We start from the raw sequence: 16,830 nt of genomic DNA on the forward strand, positions 1-16,830 counted from the left end.
GTTCCCGATGTCGCCCCGGGGCGACCCCGGCGTGGACCACGGTGAGCGCCTGGTTAACCTGTCCGACATGAGTGCGGAGCGAACCCGGCCCGTCGTACGAAGCGGACCACGCGGAACGGTGATCGGCCGATGAGCGCCGAGAACCCCCACGAGATCGACATCCACACGACCGCCGGCAAGATCGCCGACCTGGAGCGACGCAAGCACGAGGCGGCCCACGCCGGCTCCCGGCGGGCGGTGGAGAAGCAGCACGCCAAGGGCAAGATGACGGCCAGGGAGCGGCTGCTGGCCTTCCTCGACGAGGGTTCGTTCGTCGAGTTCGACGAGCTCGCCAGACACCGTTCGACGAGCTTCGGACTCGATCGCGAGCGCCCGTACGGCGACGGCGTCGTGACCGGGCACGGCACGGTGGACGGCCGCCCGGTCGCGGTGTTCGCGCAGGACTTCACGGTCTTCGGCGGCTCCCTGGGCGAGGTCTTCGGCGAGAAGATCGTCAAGGTCATGGACCACGCACTGAAGACCGGCTGCCCGGTCGTCGGCATCAACGACTCCGGCGGCGCGCGGATCCAGGAGGGCGTGGTCTCCCTGGGCCTCTACGCGGAGATCTTCAAGCGCAACGTGCACGCCTCCGGGGTGATCCCGCAGATCTCGATGATCATGGGTCCGTGCGCGGGCGGCGCCGTGTACTCCCCCGCGCTGACCGACTTCGTCCTGATGGTTCAGGAGAAGTCGCACATGTTCATCACCGGGCCGGACGTCATCAAGACCGTCACCGGTGAGGAGGTGACGTTCGAGGAACTGGGCGGCGCGCGCACCCACGGCTCGAAGTCCGGCGTGGCGCACTACGAGGCGACCGACGAGAAGGACTGCCTGGAGTTCGCCCGGGCGCTGCTGTCCTACCTGCCGTCCAACAACATGGACGAGGCGCCGGTCTTCGAGGTGGACGCGCCGCTGGAGACCACCGACACCGACCTCGAACTCGACACGCTCATCCCCGACTCGGCCAACCAGCCGTACGACATGCACCAGGTCATCGAGCACGTGCTGGACGACGAGGAGTTCCTGGAGGTCCACGCGGGCTTCGCGCCGAACATCGTGGTCGGCTTCGGCCGCGTCGAGGGCCGATCCGTGGGCGTGGTGGCCAACCAGCCGATGAGCTTCGCCGGCACGCTCGACATCGCCGCCTCGGAGAAGGCCGCCCGATTCGTCCGCACGTGTGATGCCTTCAACATTCCGGTGCTGACGTTCGTCGACGTGCCGGGCTTCCTCCCGGGCACCGACCAGGAGTGGAATGGCATCATCCGCCGGGGGGCCAAGCTCCTGTTCGCCTACGCCGAGGCCACCGTGCCCCTGGTGACCGTCATCACCAGGAAGGCGTACGGCGGGGCCTATGACGTCATGGGCTCCAAGCACCTCGGCGCCGACATCAACCTGGCCTGGCCGACGGCCCAGATCGCCGTGATGGGCGCCCAGGGCGCGGTCAACATCCTCTACCGGCGGGAACTCGCCGAGGCCGACGACGCCGAGGCGGCACGCGGCCGGTTCATCACGGAGTACGAGGAGAGGCTGGCCAACCCCTACCTCGCCGCCGAGCGCGGCTACGTGGACGCGGTCATCCGGCCCTCGGAGACCCGGGTCCAGATCATCCGCGCGCTGCGCGCCCTCCGCCACAAGCGGGCCGCGCTGCCCCCGAAGAAGCACGGGAACATCCCGCTGTGACCGGCGGTACGGACACGACCACGACACCGGAGGTGGCCATGGCTCCAGAAACGACGGCGGTTTCTTCGAAGGCGGCGGAAGAGCCGGTCGTGAAGATCGTGCGCGGCGCGGCGACCCCCGAGGAGATCGCCGCGCTCGTTGCCGTGCTCACCGCGCTGCCGGAATCCCGCCCCGCGGCGAGAGCCGTACCGGAATCCGGAAACTGGCGGAAATCGGCATACCGGACGAGAGGCCCGCTGCCACATGGGCCCGGCGCCTGGCGGCGGGCCTTCTTCCCCGGCGTCTAGACGGCTCCGCCGCAAGCACGGTGCGATTACATCGGCGGAACGGGGTGTCAACTGGCCCAAGAGTTGGGACTATCTAGAAAGTGGGGGAATGATAGTCAGCCCGATCATCTAGTGACGAGTCCTGGAGGACACCATGGCCATCCCGGACTTCAGCACACATGGCATTGCCGCAAAGTATGCCGTTCTTGTTGATGTTGGTTACCTATACGCGGCTGCCGGCGAAGTTCTGTTAGGCGCGAAGGAGCGCAAGGAGTACCGCATCGCGGCGGACGAGTTGATCCAGGCGCTCCAGAAGCACGCACTTGAGCGCATCCCCGGTGGCGAGTTGCTCCGGGTCTACTGGTACGACGCCGCTCGTGATCGTGTGCCCACCGTGGACCAGCGTGTGATCGCACAGCTTCCCTGGGTGAAGGTGCGGCTCGGCAACCTGAACGCCAGGGGCCAGCAGAAGGGTGTGGACGCGCAGATCCGCAGCGATTTGGAGGCACTGGCCCGGCACCACGCGGTCAGCGACGCCGTATTGATCGCCGGGGATGAGGACATGGTCCCGGCCGTGGAGGCCGCCCAGGCGTACGGCGTGCGCATCCATCTTTGGGGGGTCGAGCCGCCGTTCGGCACGAACCAGGCCGAGCGGCTCGTGTGGGAGTCCGACACCGTTGAGATCCTGAGTGCCGAGTTTCTGCGTCCGTATTTCACTCGTGCGCCCGTTCCTGTTCCGGTGCCGCCCACTCCGTCGCCCGCCCAGGTGTTCGCGGGCCGTACGGTCAAACCCGTGCCGAAGGCACCGGTCGGCCAGGTCGCCAAGCTCGGTCCGGGGCGTCCACGGGTGGAGGAGGTGGGCGAGCACGTCGCACAGAAGTGGATCCTCACCCGGGGGCGCGACAACATCCGAGATCTACTGCCCGGCCCCATCCTGCCCACGGTCATCGACACCGAGTTGCTGATCGAGGCGGAGAAGGAGCTGGGCCATTCACTGCGGCCCTATCCGGAGGCGCGGGTCTGGCTGCGCGACGGCTTCTGGGCCAGGGTCTATCGGGAGTTCGATCTCGGGGTGGGCATATCGAGCAAGTGACGCCGGCAGGGGGCGGGGGCATGATCCGACGCCGGGGCGGCGGCACGGTGGTGAGCACGATATGAGCACGATGTGGTCCGATTCATGAGCACGGTGTGGTCCGATTTCCGCCAGTCCGAGCCCGTGGTCTGCGCATAACGTCGAACGCGTGACCACACGACAGCTCGACTTCGACACGTGCTACCTGGCGGTGTCCGCACGCGACCCCCGGTTCGACGGGCGCTTCTACACGGCTGTCACCTCGACGGGCATCTACTGCCGTCCGATCTGCCCGGCCCGCACTCCAGCACGCAAGAACGTGCGGTTCTTCCGGCACGCCGCCGCGGCGGAGGCGGCCGGCTTCCGGCCGTGCCGGCGCTGCCGCCCGGAGTTGAGCCCGGGCGACCCCGGGTGGAACGTACGCGCCGACCTGGTGGGGCGGGCGCTCCGCCTGATCGACGACGGCGTGGCCGACGACCAGGGCGTCGCCGGTCTGGCCCGGCGGCTGCACGTGACCGAGCGGCACCTGCACCGGCTGTTCGTCACCGAGATCGGGACCGGGCCGCTCGCCGTCGCCCGGACCAGGCGGCTGCTGCTCGCCAAGCAACTCCTCACCGAAACGTCCCTGCCCATCACCGATGTGGCGTTCGCCGCCGGGTTCGGCAGCGTCCGGCAGTTCAACGCCGCGATGAAGGAGTCGTACGGCTTCGCCCCCGGCGAGCTCAGAAACGGCCAGATCGGGACCGACGCCGCCGTCGCCGTCGCCCGGCGCGGGCACGCCGTGCCGGAGCCGGACGAGCAGCCGCACTCGGCGGAGTCGGGGCACTCCTCTGCCGCCACCGGGCTGACGCTCCGGCTCGGCCACCGCATGCCGTACGACGCGCGGTCCATGCTGCGCTTCCTCGCCGCCCGTGCGATCCCCGGCCTGGAGAGCGTCACCTGGTCCGGCCCGGAGACCGCGGCGAACGGGACGGCACCGGCCGAGGTGGCGAGCTACTCCCGGGCGATCCCCGGCGGATCACTCACGCTCGTGCCCGCGGCGGATCACATCAAGCTGATCGTGCACGCCGACGACACACGGCACCTCGCCAAGATCGTGTCACGCTGCCGCAGGCTGCTCGACCTGGACGCCGACCCGGAGGCGGTCGCCGCCGTCCTCGGTCCGACGGCGCTGGGCCCGCTGATCGCACAGCGCCCGGGGCTGCGGGTGCCGGGCGCGTTCGACGGGTTCGAGCTGGCGGTGCGGGCCGTCGTCGGCCAGCAGATCTCGGTGGCCGGTGCCCGCACGATCCTGGGCCGCGTCGCCGTACGGGCGGGGACCCCGGGCGGCCCGGCCGGTTCGGTGCTCTTCCCCTCGGCCGGGCGGCTGGCCGAGACCGACCTCACCGGGCTGGGCCTCACCACCCGTCGCATCGCGACGTTGCGCACACTGGCCGAGGCCGTCGCAGCCGGGGAGATCGACCTCGACGGCGCCCAGGATCCCGCGGAGGCCGTGGCCCGGCTGCTGCGGATCCCCGGCATCGGACCGTGGACGGCGGGCTACATCGCCCTTCGCTCGCTGCGCGACCCGGACGCCTGGCCGGAGGGAGACCTCGTGCTGCGCAAGACCATGGCCGCGCTCGGCATCCCGGCGGAAGAGGCCGAGCGCTGGCGCCCCTGGCGGGCCTATGCCGCCCTCCACCTCTGGTCCACCCCCACCCCACCGCCGTGATCTTGCGAAATCTCGCAGGGTTCTGCCCTGACCTGCGCACTTTCCCTGTCGTGATCTTGCAGAAACTCGCAGCAGCCCTCGCTGACCCGCGAAAACTCAATTGGTGATCTTGCACTTCGTCGGTGTCGCCAGCACCGGCCGGTGCCTCGACCCTGGTGGTAGGGGCACTGGTTTCGAACAAGGAGGAAACCGCCATCATGCCGGTGATCATCACTCAGATCGTGCCCACCCCGGTGGGTCCGCTCTCGCTGCTCGCCCGCGACGGGGTCCTCGTCGCCGCCGGCTTCACCGCCGACCCCCGCGAGATGTTCGTACGGCTCCCGCCGGCGCTGCGGGATCTCGCCATGGCGGAGGGCGACCTCGCCGACGCGGCCCAGGCCGTACGGGACTATCTCGACGGGAAGCTCGACGCGCTCGACCGGATCCCGGTCGAACAGTCCGGCACACCCACCCGGCAGCGGCTGTACGAGGCGCTGCGCGCCGTGCCCGCCGGCACGACCGTGTCGTACGGCCTGCTCGCGGAGAGGGCGGGGCTGCCGAGGACGGCGGCGCGGGCCGCCGGGTCGGCCTGCGCGCAGAACCTCATCGCCCCGTTCGTGCCCTGCCACCGGGTGCTGCCCTCGTCAGGCGGCTACGGCGGCTACTACTACGGCACCCACGTCAAAGAATGGCTGCTCGCCCACGAATCCCCGGCACCCCCCAAAACCTGACGTATTCCCCATAACGGGGCATCCGGCTCATCCGTCTCCTCCGTTGACTATGGTCTGGATCTCGTTCACCGGGACGTCACGGGAGGCCGACACCCGGATCGGGGCATACGTGAGCGCGGTCGCGTTGCCGCCCGTGCCGCCTCCCGTGACGTTCCAGACCGCCGTGACCGTGAGCGTGTAGACCTTGCGCGGCTGGTCGATCGACGCCCGCAGATACCGCACGCCGCACCTGAACTCGCCGCCCTTCTTGTACGGGTGACCCGTCGGGCCGCAGTCCTTGGCGACCGTCGCCCGGTCGTCTGTCGTACCCGACTTGATCTCCAGACCCTGCGGGGTCGCCGTCACCGTCGCGGACATGACGCCCGGGAGCGTGGCCGTGACCGACCGGGGCGTCGCCTGCGCCCCCTCCAGCCAGACCCAGGTCTCCAGGTTGACGTAGCTGTCGGCATCGGGACTGAGCTTGATCTTGGGTTCCGGCACGGTGAGCGCGGCCCGGGCGAGCTGCAGGAGCTGCTCGAACGTGATCCCCCCGGGCGGCGTGGTCCCCTCCGGCACCCAGACCGGCTCGGCCAGCCCCGCGTAGCACGCCTCGGCCGCAGGGTCGCCCCAGTTGGCGGCGGGGCCCCACCACATGCCCTTCTCGTTGAGCTTGGCCGCGGCATCCCGCACGTCCTCGCCCGAGGTGCCCCGCTCACTGGGCGGCAGGGAGCTGTCCTGTCTCCGCTCGGTGACCTTGAAGCGGTGCATCTCCTCGGCCGTCATCATCGGCTCCCGCCAGCAGGGGCGGGGCATCCGATAACCGTCGCTCTTGCCGCCGAGCCCGTTCCCCGACAGCGTGATGGAGGAGTTCTTCAGCGTCACCCCGGCCGTACGGCCCTGCTGGAAGCCCTCCGCCTGCGTCTGCTGTCGATTGGCCGTCCGCGGAGTGGGATCGGCGGACGCCGGGGTGGTGAGCGCGCCCCCGGCCAGTGGGCCGATCAGCACGGCGGTCAGCAGCGCCGTCAGCCGAGCGTTCATCGGGCGCACTCCTTCGCGTACTCGTGGGGGTATTCGGCGAAGCGGTACAGGACGACGATCCAGCGGCCGTCGTCCTCATGCCGTAACGCGGCGGAGTAGAGGAAGGTCGACTTCGGCGGTTTGAGCCAGTCGGGCTGGTCGGCCAGCGGCCTGCCTCGCCAGTCGGTCATCCGCAGACCGGACTGGTCCAGACACGCGGCGACATGGACCCCCTTCCCGACCTCGGCCAGCACGCGCAGCGCGTACAGCTTGATCACACCCTTTGCCGACATCTTCTGATCGACGTACGAGTGCACCCACTTGACCGCGCTCCGCTTCGCCTCGTCCACGACGCCCTCGGTGTAGGAGAGGTCCTCGCCGTGGGAGGCGATGGCCCGCCACTGGGCGATGTAGTCGTCGGTGAACGCCTTGAACAGGGCTTCGCGGTTCGAGTCGAGCCCCTCCGGCCAGTCGATCTCGATCTCGGGTCCGGCGTCCGCACCCTCGGCTGTCCCGGTCGCCGGCGGGGACGGCGTCGCCGCCTCGGGGGCCTGCTCCCCCGCCTCCGGGGACGACTGGACGGCCCCGCGTGGGACGAACCCGCGCTCCGCCTCGGCCTTGCCACAGGCGGCCGCCGACGCCAGCAGCGTGCATCCCGTCAGGACGGCGAGAACGCACCTGGCATTCTTCGTCAACATACGGACTCCTCAGGCGAGGCGAGAGGTCGTGAGGTCCTGGGCGGGGGCGCGGCGCCAGCTGGGCAGCAGCTCGTCGATCAGTGCCTCGGTCTCCGGGGCCATCCCGCCGCCGTACGGATGGGACGCGGCCCGCCGGCTCAGGCCGTCGACGACGGCGCGCAGCCTGGTGAGATCACCCGTGGCGTGCGCCGCCCGCAGCAGGTCACGCCAGAGCCCCTCGTCGTCGGTGGCCAGCAGCAGGCCCGCGCGGGCCGCCGCCATCGCCGCGTCCGGATCGCCCTGTCCCAACCGGATCTCGCACAGCGCGTGCGCCGCGTCGGCCACCCACGCCGTGACGTCGTATTCGAGCAGATCGGCCGCGAGCCAGGCGTACCGCTTGCCCGGCCTGCCGCTCAGCAGCGGACCGCGCACCAGCCGCAGCGCCCGGTCCAGCAGCTCGGCCTCGGCCTCGCGGAGCCGTACGGCCTCGGGCGCGCCCTGTGGCGCGGCGTCGAGATCGGCCACCGCCCGGCGGACCAGGTCCTGGAACAGCCGCCAGTCGGTGCCGACCCCGGGGCCGAGCCGCAGCCGGCCGGAGTCGTCGAGGAAGAGATGCGGCCGGCCGCGCGAGTCGCTGCCCAGCCACTCCGCCACGCGGGCGATGGTCGCGTCGCGTACGGCCTCCTGCACACCACGCGGCCACAGGACACCCCCGAGCACGACCGGGTGGACCCCCTCGGGATGGGTGGCCAGATAGACGACCATCTCGTGGGCGAGGGCGGCCCGGCCCTCCTCCAGCGGATCGACGGAGGTGATCTCGATCGTGCCGAGGATCCGTACCTCGATCTCGGGCGGTTCGTCGGGCGGCCGTCCGGCGGTCGCCGCGCCACCGGTGATCGTGAGCGGCTCGCCCTCGGCGTGTTGTGCCGTACGGAACAGGTCGACCACCGCGTCGTAGTGCCTGCGCGGCAGCAGGTGGGCGCCGACCTCGAAGCCGAGCGCGTCCAGCCGGGCCCGGCCGGTCTCGGTGATCTCCCAGGTCCAGGTCGCGTGCGGCACCTCACCCGCGAGCACGAAGCCGTACGCCGTCCGGGTGCCCTTGCCGAGCAGGGCGAGGCGGCGCGCCTCGTCCTCGTCGGGTTCGATGGCCGACAGCAGATAGTGCGGGGTCCACGCCGGATCGGCGACCCGGCCGTGGATCCGGCCGGTCAGGACTTCGCCGCCCGACGGCTCGTCGGGCGAGCCGGTCTCGGCGGCATGGCGCTCCAGCTCGGGCAGGACCTCGGCCAGGCTGCCTGCCGTCCTGATCCGCTCCGGCGCGAGCGCGGTGAGCTCCTCGCCGAAGCCGACGAGCGTGATGCGCATGTCGTCGGACCATCGATTGGTCGCCAGCTCGACGGCCAGCGCGGACAGGGCCGCGACCGTGTTCGCGCCGGTCATGCTGATCACTCCGTTTGCGGCCTCCAGGTCGATGAGCACCCTGCCGCCGTCCTGGCCGACGCCCAGGGAGACCAGGCCCGGATAGGGGGCGGGGACGCCTGTCAGTGCGTGCTCGTCGAGCCGCCGCCCCTCGTGCGCCGGCAGCCGCCATACCTGCCCGCCGTCGCACGACTCCCACGGCTGCGGGGCGTTCTCGTCGGCGGGATGAATCCACAGGTCGAGGCCCCGGTCGCTGAGGTGGGCCGCGTAGATCGTGGGCGGATGCGCGCCGCGCTCGGCCAGGAGCCGGCCGAGCAGCCGCAGGCCCAGGTCGAGGGCTCTGCCGCCCGGTGCGTCCGCGCCGAGCCGGATCGCCACCTCGGCGTCGGCGGCGTCCCCCTGCGGCCGCGCGATCCGCCACCCGAACGCCCGCCGCCACAGCTGCTCCCTGCGTCTGCGGCCGAGCACGGCGAGCAGCCCCGCACCGGCCAGCGTCGCAGCGGCCAGATAGTCGAGCAGTTCCAGCCCGGCGGCTTCGTCCCGGCCCGTGAGAGTCCCGTCGCCCGGCCGGGTCACCGGCGGTTCTCCGACCGGTTCCGCGGTGGGCCGAGCCGTGGCCGTGGCCGTGGGCTCGGCGGTGGCGGACGACTCCCGGTGAGGTTCCGGCCTGGTGACGGTGTCCGGCCTGGCGGTATCCGGCCTGGCGGTGTCCGGCCTGGGGGTGTCGGCCTTCGTGGTGTGGGGCTCCGGGTGCGTGGCGCCGGGCTTCACATACTCGGTGCGCCCGTCGAGTTCCGCCGGCGCGTCCCGGTGCTCCTTGAGGATCTCCGGCCGATCCTCGTCGACAGGAACAATATGGACATTCCTGGCGTCGTCCGGCATGTCGAGCACCCAGCCCGGCCGGATGAGATCGGCGATGTGCAGGCGGCTGCCGTCGGGCTGCTCCTTGTGCTTGTTCAGCCGGTAGATCTCCGGATAACGACGCCCCTCCCCCAGGCACTTCTCGGCGATCTCCCACAGGCTCTCGTGATGGCGCCCGTGCGGCGGCTGCACGACATAGACCTTCTTGACCTCGCGGGCGTGCAGCAGCGGCTGCTCCGCTTCGGCGGCGACCGGTGCGGCGAGCGTCGTCACCTGGGGCTGGACCGGCACCGCCGGCGCGGCCGCCCGGGCGATCGGCACGGCCACCGCCGTCGCCGTGAACAGCAGCAGCGCCGCGGAGACCAGCCGGTTGGCGAGTGCCTGGGTGCCGCCGGAGAGGGGAACCCGGGCGGGCATGCCGACACTGCGCAGCCCGCCGTACACCTCGACGATCACGCACAGGAAGAGCTGGAGCCAGGCGAGCCACACCAGCAGGACCAGGATCGAGACGATCGTCTCCGGCCCGACCCGGCTGGTGAGCAGGTCGAGGTTCAGCAGTTCCGGTGACAGGGGCGGACCGGCCAGCCTGATCAGCGCGTACGGCACCCCGGCGACCAGCCCGATGAGGGCCAGCAGCGCCCCGAGTCCCGCGACGACGTCGCGGGACCTCCGCCTGGGCCGGATGCGGACCGGCCGGCGGTCCCGCCGCGCCTCGGCCGCGTGCTGCGTCTGTCCGAAGGGCCGATAGTCGGCGGGCCGCGATGGGATGGAGACCCCGACCGGATCCCCGGCCTCTGGCCCCGCGCTCGTTGAAGGCCCGGTGTTCATAGCGGACCCGGAGCTCGCGGCTCCTCGGCCACGTGGTCGCCGCCCGGCGGAGTCCGGCCAGCGGCGCAGGGTCTCGCGGGAACCGGGGGGCGTGGACTTCTGTGACATTTCCCCTCATCCCTCCCCGACATTCGGGCCGCCCGATGCCCCCGCCAGGGCGGCGGCGCCCGTGCTGGGGGCGGCCGTGGCGGTCGCCGCCATGTCGGAGCCGCCGAAGCCCAGCACCGCGAGGAAGTAGGCGTCCCAGTGGACCGCCACCCCGACGGTCACCTCCGTCTGTCCGCCACCCGTCTCACAGCTGGTCATCCGTACGCCGTCGGCCTGGTGCGCGCCCACGATCTCCTCGGCCCGGCCGCACACGTCGCCGTCGGCGGAGAGCAGCCGGATCTGGCCGGTCGCCCGCAGGGTCTCCTGGTCGATCTGGTCGGCGGCGGCGCGTGCCGCCTGCTCGGCGATGTCGGCGGCCTTCAGCCGCGCGTTGATCGCCGCTCCGCCGTCGACCAGCAGCCCGGCCAGGAGGAACACCGCGGCCGAGAAGATGACCACGAACACCGACATCGATCCCCGGTCCGCCTCGGAGGCGGCTCCGGGGGAGGGAGCGTTCGGGAAACCGCGCCGACGGATCATTTCTCCTCGTACCTCCGGAACTGTTCCAGCGGCACGACGGAGTCGCCCGTCATCTGCCTGGTCCCGGAGAAACCGAGGAAGCCGAGATCGAGTTGGCACGTCACGGTCGCCTTGACGACACCGCCCGCCTTCCACTCGGTCCCGGAGAGGCTGACCTGCGGGGAGCAGTCGCCCGACAGCGAGGACTGCGCGACCTCCGTCGCGGCCGACTCGGCCTCGGCGAGGCTCCGCTGGACCGAGGCGGCCCTGGCCGCGTCCCTGGCCGCGCCGTTGACCTCCCCCTGCGCCTCCACGATCCGCCCGGCCCCGACCACGAACAGCAGGAACAGCAGCAGGACCGGGGCGAGCATGACCGTCTCGGCCGTCATCGAACCTGCATCGGACCGGCCGTCTCGACAGGCGCCGGGCCCGCTCATTCACAGCCCTCCGAGCCGTCGTCCGGACGGAAGCATTCGATCGGACCGCCGAAGTGCGCGGTGATCTCGAAGGTCGCCTCGGGCAGCAGCGGCACCACCTGTACGGCGGTCGCGGTCACGTCGATGCCCCGCCGGTCGCCCTGCTCCCACGCCTGCACCTGGGCGTTGTGCAGCAGCTTGGGCCCGACCGCCTGGATGATCTGCCTGGCCTTGGCCTCCGCGCCGCTCTGCCAGCCGTCCGAGGCGCCTGCGGCGCGGGCGATGCGGGCGCCCTCCCGCGCGGCGGCGTCGGCGACCTGACGGCCGTGGAACCACAGCGCGAACTGAACGACCAGCAGCACCACGGCCAGGATGACCGGCATGAGCATGGCAAGCTCGATCACCGTCGCGCCGCGCTCGCTTCGGGTGGCGCGCCGACCCGCTGGGCTCACTGTTCACCCGGGGCGCGGATGTCGGCGCCCCCACCGCCACCACCGCCGCCGAAGTTGGAGGTGATCTCACCTTCCTTCCCGGCCACGAGGTTCTTGATGAGCGTGGCGAGACCCAGGGCGACCCCGGCGATGATCGCCGTGATGATCACCCATTCGACTGCCGAGGCTCCCCTGCTGGGAGCGTTCCTGGCACGGTCGATCCGTACGCGCAGGACGGCGATCAGGTAGTGCAGCCAGAGCATCAGGCCCCCATCATCTTCATCGCGGCCGGAAAACTGAGAAAGAGCACGAAGCCGGCGCACAGCAGCAGCTGCGCCACCAGCATCGACTGGGACCGTTCACCCGCCTTGCCCTCGACCTCGGCGAGCTCGCGGCGGCGCAGGGTGGCGGCGCGGGCGGTGAGCGAGGAGCGCACCTTCGCGCCGTCGTCGGCCACGAGCCCGAGGGCAGCCGACAGATCCCGCAGCTCGTCCACGTTGATCTCGTCGCCGAGCTGGCCGAGCGCCTGCCACGGGGTGATGCCGACGATCCGGGCGTTGGCCAGCGCCTCGCGGATCCGCTCCATCGCCCAGTTGGAGCCGGCCGCCGCCGGGCCGGCGGTCGTGGAGCCGGCGGTCGTGGGACCGGTGCCGTCGGCGGCCGGGCCCGTACCCTCGGTCCCCGCGCCCCCGCCGCGCGCCGCCGCCCTGAACGGCTGCTTGACGGTGGACAGGGGGTTCGCGGCGGAGACGGGGTTCCCCACGGACACCGCCATCATCAGCGCCTCCGGCACGCCGCGTCCACCGGCGAGGTTCATGGAGACGAGGTCGAGGAACGCGCCGACCGCGTGCCGGAAGTCGCGTCGCCGTACGGCCGCGTCGCGCTTGATCTGCACGTCGGGAAGCAGGAAGAAGACCACGCTCACCATGAGCGCGGACCAGAACGGCACCTGCACCGACACTCCCCAGCCCATGAGCGCCAGCCAGGCGACGAGGATGGGGAAGGCCAGCAGACCCGAGACGCCGAGCAGGGCTTTGGTGGCCAGGAACCCCTCGAAGGACTTCCCGAGCAGGGCGAGGTCGGCCCTGGTCGAGCGCGCCTCCCAGCCGCGCGCCGCGTAGAAGCGCGCGAGCCGCTCGCCCAGCCCCCGCCGGAACGGGCTGACCCTCTCCTCGGGGGCGATGAGCGGCGCCTTCGGGATCGCGGCGCCGTCGCGCGCGACGTCGAGCGCGGCGAGCCTGGCGATGAGTCCGGGCCTCGGCGGGAACAACGCCCTGACCAGGAGGAAGAGCCCGATGCCGAGCACGCCTCCCGCGAGCACGGTCTCGATCATCCGGCCTCCTTCCGGCCGACCGATGGACGGTGATAGGGAGCGAGGATGCGGGCGGGCTTGTCGAACCGGGCCAGCCGCCTCATCCAGGCGAAGCCTGCGCCGAACAGGCCCGCGACCACCACGAGTACGGCCTGGCCGAGCGGCGTGCCGTACTCCGCCACGTACGACCGGTTGAAGACGACCAGCGCGCCGGCGAAGGCGAGAGCCGTACCGACCACGATCTGCACGCTCTTGCGGGTCGACCTCCGCTCGGCCTCGACCCTCCGCCGCATGTCGAGCTCCTCCCTGGCCGACACCGCCAGGGCGGACAGCACGTCGCGCAGCCCGGGCCCGCGCAACCGCGAGTTGAGGATGAGGGCGGCGACCACCAGGTCGGCCGACGTGTCGTCGAGCTCGTCGGCGAACATCCGCAGCGCGTCGGGGAGCGGCATGCGGGTGTGCAGCCGGTCGACGAGCGTGCGCAGCTGCGGCTGCAGCGTGGGGGCGGCCGCCCGCACCGACGACGGGATGGCCTGCTCCAGGCCGGCGGCCCCGGCGATCGTGTCGCGCAGCGACTCGGTCCAGGCGGCGAGCGCCTCCAGCCGCCGCATCGCCGCCCGCTCCTCGGCGGCCCCTCCGGTGAGGCCGCGCCAGGCGAGGACCAGGAGCACCGATCCGGCGGCGACGACCGGCCACCGGGTCACCGCCAGGACGACCACCCCGGTGATCAGGGCCACCGCCGTCCTCGTGGTCAGCGTGCGCAGCAGCCGCACCCGTGCCTTGCCGTCCGGCCGGGCCGGTCTGCGGCGCGTGCCGTACAGAGACAGGCCCAGCAGGAACAGCCCGCCGCCGGTCACCGCCCCGGCCAGCAGCACGGCCGACAGCCCCAGGAGGTCGAAGGCTCCGAAGAACGCGGTGTTCATCGCCACGCTCCATGTGCCGGGTCGTAGCCGTGATAGGCCAGCTCGGCGGCGCAGGAGATCGGGGCGTGCGGCACCAGCCGGCCGTCCGAAACAGTGAACACCTCCGAGGAGAGGACCCGGCCGTCGACCCCGGTCACCTCCCGGACGCTGGACACGTATCGCCGCAGCCCGCCGCCCCGGTGATAGTCGTTGTGCTTCTCGATGAACACGACGAAGTCGATCGCACCGGCGATCAGCATGTGCGTGGCCTCGATCGGCAGCCGCTCCTCCGCCTGCAGGGCATAGGTGGCGACGCGGTTGAACACCTCCATGCTGGAGTTGGCGTGGATGGTCGACAGCGACCCGTCGTTGCCCTGGGTCATCGCGTTGAGCATCGTGACGATCTCGTCGCCGAGCACCTCGCCCACGATCACCCGGGACGGGTTCATCCGCAGCGACCGCCGCACCAGCTCGGCCATGGTGATCTCGCCCTGGCCCTCCGAGTTCGGCAGCCGGTGCTCGAAGGCCACGACGTTCGGATGAAGCTCGGGGAACTGGTCGAGCCCCAGCTCCAGCGCCCGCTCCACGGTGATCAGCCGCTCGTGCGGCGGGATCTCGTTGGCCAGCGCACGCAGCAGGGTGGTCTTGCCCGCGTTCGTCGAGCCCGCGATCATGATGTTCTTACGTGCCGCCACCGCCGCCGACAGGAAGCGGCCCAGCTCCGGCGTGAGCGTGCCGTTGCCGACCAGATCGCTGAGAAAGACCTTGCCCAGGCGGGCGCGGCGGATCGACAGCGCGGGACGCACGGTCACGTCCATCACGGCGGACAGTCGCGACCCGTCCGGCAGGCGCAGGTCGAGCTGGGGATTGGCGGTGTCGAACGGCCGGGACGACAGCCCCGAGTACGCCGCCAGGACCTGGATGAGCTCGATCAGCTCCTCGTCGCTGTCGGCGACCGGATCGGCCAGCACCTCGCGGCCGTCGGCGTAGCCGACGAAGACCCGGTCGCACCCGTTGATGTCGATGTTCTCGATCTCGGTGTCGTCCAGCAGCGGCTGCAGCCGGCCCACGCCGAACAGCGCGGCGTGTATCCCCCCGGCGAGCGCCTCCTCCTCCTCGGCGGTCGGCGGGGTGCGGCCCACCCCGATCTCGCCGCGCGCGTACTCCTCCAGGACCTGCGCGATCAGCGCGCGGGCGAACTGCCGCTCGTCCTCGCCGGTCATCGGCGGCAGCCCGCTGGCCTGATCCAGCCGCCGCTGGTGCGCCAGACGGTCGCCGACCTCCTGCCGGAACCGCTTCACCAGGCCGTGGTCGATGGGTCGCTGCTCGGCATTCATGATCTCGCCCCCCTGACCGGCCCGGGGCCCGGCCCCGGGCCACGTCGTGGTGCCGGGACCGGAGCGCCTGCCGTACGCCCCTGGCCGCCGGGGGCCGCATTGGCGGCGGCCTCGGCCGCCAGCTGGGCCACGAGCCGCCCGGCCAGGTCGCGCGCGGTCCGGATGAGCAGGCTGCGGTCGAGCCGGCCGCCCCACTGACCGCGCAGCAGCTCCGCGCCCTTCGGGTCGTGCGCCAGGCCGCCGACCAGCTTGACGTCCCAGCCGGAGACGATCCGCCTGACCTCCTCGATCGAGGCGCGGTAGGCCCTGGGGTCGGCGATCACGACCACGCAGGCAGGCCGGCCGAGCAGCGTCAGCCGTTCCCGGAGATGGGCGACGTGGTCGAGGCTGGCCCGGGTGAACAGGACCACCTCGTCGGCCTCGGCGATGAGGTCGTTCATCTGCGGGTGCGGCCCGAGCCTGCCGCAGTCGGCCAGGACGTCGGCGCCCGGCAGTGCGGCCAGCGAGCGCCCGAGCGGCCCCCACAGCCAGGTGAGCCCGGCCGCCTGCTCGGCGTTGGTGAGCCCGGTGAGCACGTCGAGACCGCCGACGAGCCGCTGCGTGTGCTCGAAGATCAGATCGGCGCGCAGCCCCCGTCGTGCCACCGCGCCCAGGCTGAGCAGGCCGCGTCCCGGGTTGAGCACCCCGCCGTCCTCCCCCGGCAGCCGGTAGGCCAGATCGCCTCCCGACGGGTCGCACTCGGCCAGCAGCACCGGCCGGGGCCACACCGCGCCGAGGGCGGTCGCCGCGGTGGTGACGCCGGGCGCTCCCTTGTCCGCCGCCAGGACGATGAGTGCCACGTCACCTCACTCCGGGAAGCTTGATCAGGGCGATTTCCCCGCCCGAGGCGTACTGGGCGATGGCCGGCGCGGCGGAGGTGTCCACGCGCACCGTGACCAGTCCGCTTCCCCCGGTCCGGCCCGCGGCGCCGATGCTGTGGACGCGTGCGGCGGTGGCGAGCACCCGCTGCTGCCCGCCGTCCGCCCGCTGGTCCGCCCCCTTGTCCGCGGCCGCGACGTGGATCACCTGGACGACATCGCCCACGTTCAGACGGGCCGGCGCCTGTCCCGGCTTGAGCGCGAGGCCGACCAGCGCCTTGCCCGGCCCCACGTCGTCGCCGGACTTCGCCACCATCGACTCGGTCAGCAGCGTGCCGGGCAGCAGGGTCACCGCGGCGTACCACTGGCTGACGCTCTCGCTGTCGCGCCACAGCACGCGCGGGATGCCGGTGTCGGCGATCTCCACCTCGCCCAGTGCCGACCGCGGGATCCGCTGCCCCGCCCCCACCTGCTGGGTGATCATCACCGCGGACACCCGCTCGCCGCTGCGCATGACCAGCAGCGTGGTCGCCAGCGCACCGCCCAGGATGAGGAGCACGGCGAGCGCGGCGAGCGCCGGCCTGCGCTCCCGGGGCGGCACGGGAAGCTTGCGAGACGCGGGCCCGGACAGCCCCGGCCGTTCACTCACCGCACCGCGACCGTCCTGCGATGCCTTCTCGCTGATCCTCATCGATACAGAGGCTCCCGGT

Annotated in this window: 17 protein-coding genes; 5 read left to right on the plus strand and 12 right to left on the minus strand. The window is 71.9% G+C overall.

The features are described from left to right. Positions 1-129 precede the first annotated feature (129 nt). The 5 genes from AP234_RS04130 (at position 130) to AP234_RS04150 (ending at position 5,478) form a co-directional block, all read left to right on the plus strand. A complete protein-coding gene (locus AP234_RS04130) occupies positions 130-1,719 on the plus strand; it encodes an acyl-CoA carboxylase subunit beta (protein WP_055478113.1) in 1,590 nt (529 codons plus the stop codon). Then, complete coding sequence (locus AP234_RS04135) at positions 1,716-2,006, plus strand: acyl-CoA carboxylase subunit epsilon (protein WP_235557940.1); 291 nt, start codon at positions 1,716-1,718, stop codon at positions 2,004-2,006. Before AP234_RS04130 ends, AP234_RS04135 begins: the two co-directional genes overlap by 4 nt. A 133-nt stretch (positions 2,007-2,139) precedes the next feature. Next, positions 2,140-3,078 (plus strand): NYN domain-containing protein, encoded by a 939-nt coding sequence (locus tag AP234_RS04140; RefSeq protein WP_055478114.1) that lies wholly within the window; start codon positions 2,140-2,142, stop codon positions 3,076-3,078. A gap of 148 nt (positions 3,079-3,226) precedes the next feature. Continuing rightward, positions 3,227-4,768, plus strand: a complete 1,542-nt coding sequence (locus AP234_RS04145; RefSeq protein WP_055478115.1) for an Ada metal-binding domain-containing protein — start codon at positions 3,227-3,229, stop codon at positions 4,766-4,768. Between the two features lie 197 nt (positions 4,769-4,965). Next, positions 4,966-5,478 carry a methylated-DNA--[protein]-cysteine S-methyltransferase gene (locus AP234_RS04150; RefSeq protein ID WP_063842750.1) on the plus strand — a complete coding sequence of 171 codons (513 nt, stop codon included), beginning with the start codon at positions 4,966-4,968 and terminating at the stop codon, positions 5,476-5,478. Positions 5,479-5,505: 27 nt separating this feature from the next. Here AP234_RS04150 and AP234_RS04155 read toward each other — a convergent pair whose 3' ends face one another. The 12 genes from AP234_RS04155 to AP234_RS04210 are packed head-to-tail and all read right to left on the minus strand — an operon-like array spanning position 5,506 to position 16,811. After that, positions 5,506-6,495, minus strand: coding sequence for a hypothetical protein (locus AP234_RS04155; protein ID WP_055478116.1), 990 nt, complete (start codon positions 6,493-6,495; stop codon positions 5,506-5,508). Beyond that, positions 6,492-7,172, minus strand: a complete 681-nt coding sequence (locus tag AP234_RS04160; protein ID WP_055478117.1) for a hypothetical protein — start codon at positions 7,170-7,172, stop codon at positions 6,492-6,494. The genes AP234_RS04155 and AP234_RS04160 overlap by 4 nt, the downstream gene beginning before the upstream one ends. Positions 7,173-7,181: 9 nt before the next feature. After that, on the minus strand, positions 7,182-10,367 hold the full coding sequence (locus tag AP234_RS04165) for a hypothetical protein (RefSeq protein WP_235557941.1): 3,186 nt from the start codon (positions 10,365-10,367) through the stop codon (positions 7,182-7,184). A 6-nt stretch (positions 10,368-10,373) separates the two neighbouring features. Next, entirely contained in the window at positions 10,374-10,886 is a 513-nt protein-coding gene (locus AP234_RS04170; RefSeq protein ID WP_235557942.1) for a pilus assembly protein TadG-related protein, read from the minus strand. After that, complete coding sequence (locus AP234_RS04175) at positions 10,883-11,254, minus strand: TadE/TadG family type IV pilus assembly protein (protein WP_055478118.1); 372 nt, start codon at positions 11,252-11,254, stop codon at positions 10,883-10,885. Before AP234_RS04175 ends, AP234_RS04170 begins: the two co-directional genes overlap by 4 nt. Positions 11,255-11,298: 44 nt before the next feature. After that, positions 11,299-11,733 carry a TadE/TadG family type IV pilus assembly protein gene (locus AP234_RS04180; RefSeq protein WP_055478119.1) on the minus strand — a complete coding sequence of 145 codons (435 nt, stop codon included), beginning with the start codon at positions 11,731-11,733 and terminating at the stop codon, positions 11,299-11,301. Continuing rightward, on the minus strand, positions 11,730-11,975 hold the full coding sequence (locus AP234_RS04185; RefSeq protein ID WP_055478120.1) for a hypothetical protein: 246 nt from the start codon (positions 11,973-11,975) through the stop codon (positions 11,730-11,732). The genes AP234_RS04180 and AP234_RS04185 overlap by 4 nt, the downstream gene beginning before the upstream one ends. After that, on the minus strand, positions 11,975-13,045 hold the full coding sequence (locus AP234_RS38365) for a hypothetical protein (protein ID WP_055478121.1): 1,071 nt from the start codon (positions 13,043-13,045) through the stop codon (positions 11,975-11,977). The genes AP234_RS04185 and AP234_RS38365 overlap by 1 nt, the downstream gene beginning before the upstream one ends. Continuing rightward, positions 13,042-13,947, minus strand: coding sequence for a type II secretion system F family protein (locus AP234_RS04195; protein WP_055478122.1), 906 nt, complete (start codon positions 13,945-13,947; stop codon positions 13,042-13,044). Before AP234_RS04195 ends, AP234_RS38365 begins: the two co-directional genes overlap by 4 nt. Continuing rightward, complete coding sequence (locus AP234_RS04200; RefSeq protein ID WP_055478123.1) at positions 13,944-15,263, minus strand: ATPase, T2SS/T4P/T4SS family; 1,320 nt, start codon at positions 15,261-15,263, stop codon at positions 13,944-13,946. The genes AP234_RS04195 and AP234_RS04200 overlap by 4 nt, the downstream gene beginning before the upstream one ends. Next, a complete protein-coding gene (locus AP234_RS04205; protein ID WP_235557943.1) occupies positions 15,260-16,102 on the minus strand; it encodes a hypothetical protein in 843 nt (280 codons plus the stop codon). Before AP234_RS04205 ends, AP234_RS04200 begins: the two co-directional genes overlap by 4 nt. Before the next feature lies 1 nt (position 16,103). Further along, on the minus strand, positions 16,104-16,811 hold the full coding sequence (locus tag AP234_RS04210) for a hypothetical protein (RefSeq protein ID WP_055478124.1): 708 nt from the start codon (positions 16,809-16,811) through the stop codon (positions 16,104-16,106). Positions 16,812-16,830: the final 19 nt, after the last annotated feature.

The organism is Sphaerimonospora mesophila, assembly GCF_001417795.1.
Taxonomy (GTDB): Bacteria; Actinomycetota; Actinomycetes; order Streptosporangiales; family Streptosporangiaceae; genus Sphaerimonospora; species Sphaerimonospora mesophila.

Excerpts from the sequence above, each read along its gene's own strand:
- AP234_RS04210 (WP_055478124.1), bottom strand. The coding sequence starts at position 16,811 with ATGAGGATCAGCGAGAAGGCATCGCAGGACGGTCGCGGTGCGGTGAGT.
- AP234_RS04165 (WP_235557941.1), bottom strand. The coding sequence starts at position 10,367 with ATGTCACAGAAGTCCACGCCCCCCGGTTCCCGCGAGACCCTGCGCCGC.
- AP234_RS04150 (WP_063842750.1), top strand. The coding sequence starts at position 4,966 with ATGCCGGTGATCATCACTCAGATCGTGCCCACCCCGGTGGGTCCGCTC.
- AP234_RS04200 (WP_055478123.1), bottom strand. The coding sequence starts at position 15,263 with ATGAATGCCGAGCAGCGACCCATCGACCACGGCCTGGTGAAGCGGTTC.
- AP234_RS38365 (WP_055478121.1), bottom strand. The coding sequence starts at position 13,045 with ATGATCGAGACCGTGCTCGCGGGAGGCGTGCTCGGCATCGGGCTCTTC.
- AP234_RS04195 (WP_055478122.1), bottom strand. The coding sequence starts at position 13,947 with ATGAACACCGCGTTCTTCGGAGCCTTCGACCTCCTGGGGCTGTCGGCC.
- AP234_RS04185 (WP_055478120.1), bottom strand. The coding sequence starts at position 11,975 with ATGCTCTGGCTGCACTACCTGATCGCCGTCCTGCGCGTACGGATCGAC.
- AP234_RS04130 (WP_055478113.1), top strand. The coding sequence starts at position 130 with ATGAGCGCCGAGAACCCCCACGAGATCGACATCCACACGACCGCCGGC.
- AP234_RS04170 (WP_235557942.1), bottom strand. The coding sequence starts at position 10,886 with ATGATCCGTCGGCGCGGTTTCCCGAACGCTCCCTCCCCCGGAGCCGCC.
- AP234_RS04140 (WP_055478114.1), top strand. The coding sequence starts at position 2,140 with ATGGCCATCCCGGACTTCAGCACACATGGCATTGCCGCAAAGTATGCC.
- AP234_RS04160 (WP_055478117.1), bottom strand. The coding sequence starts at position 7,172 with ATGTTGACGAAGAATGCCAGGTGCGTTCTCGCCGTCCTGACGGGATGC.
- AP234_RS04175 (WP_055478118.1), bottom strand. The coding sequence starts at position 11,254 with ATGACGGCCGAGACGGTCATGCTCGCCCCGGTCCTGCTGCTGTTCCTG.
- AP234_RS04155 (WP_055478116.1), bottom strand. The coding sequence starts at position 6,495 with ATGAACGCTCGGCTGACGGCGCTGCTGACCGCCGTGCTGATCGGCCCA.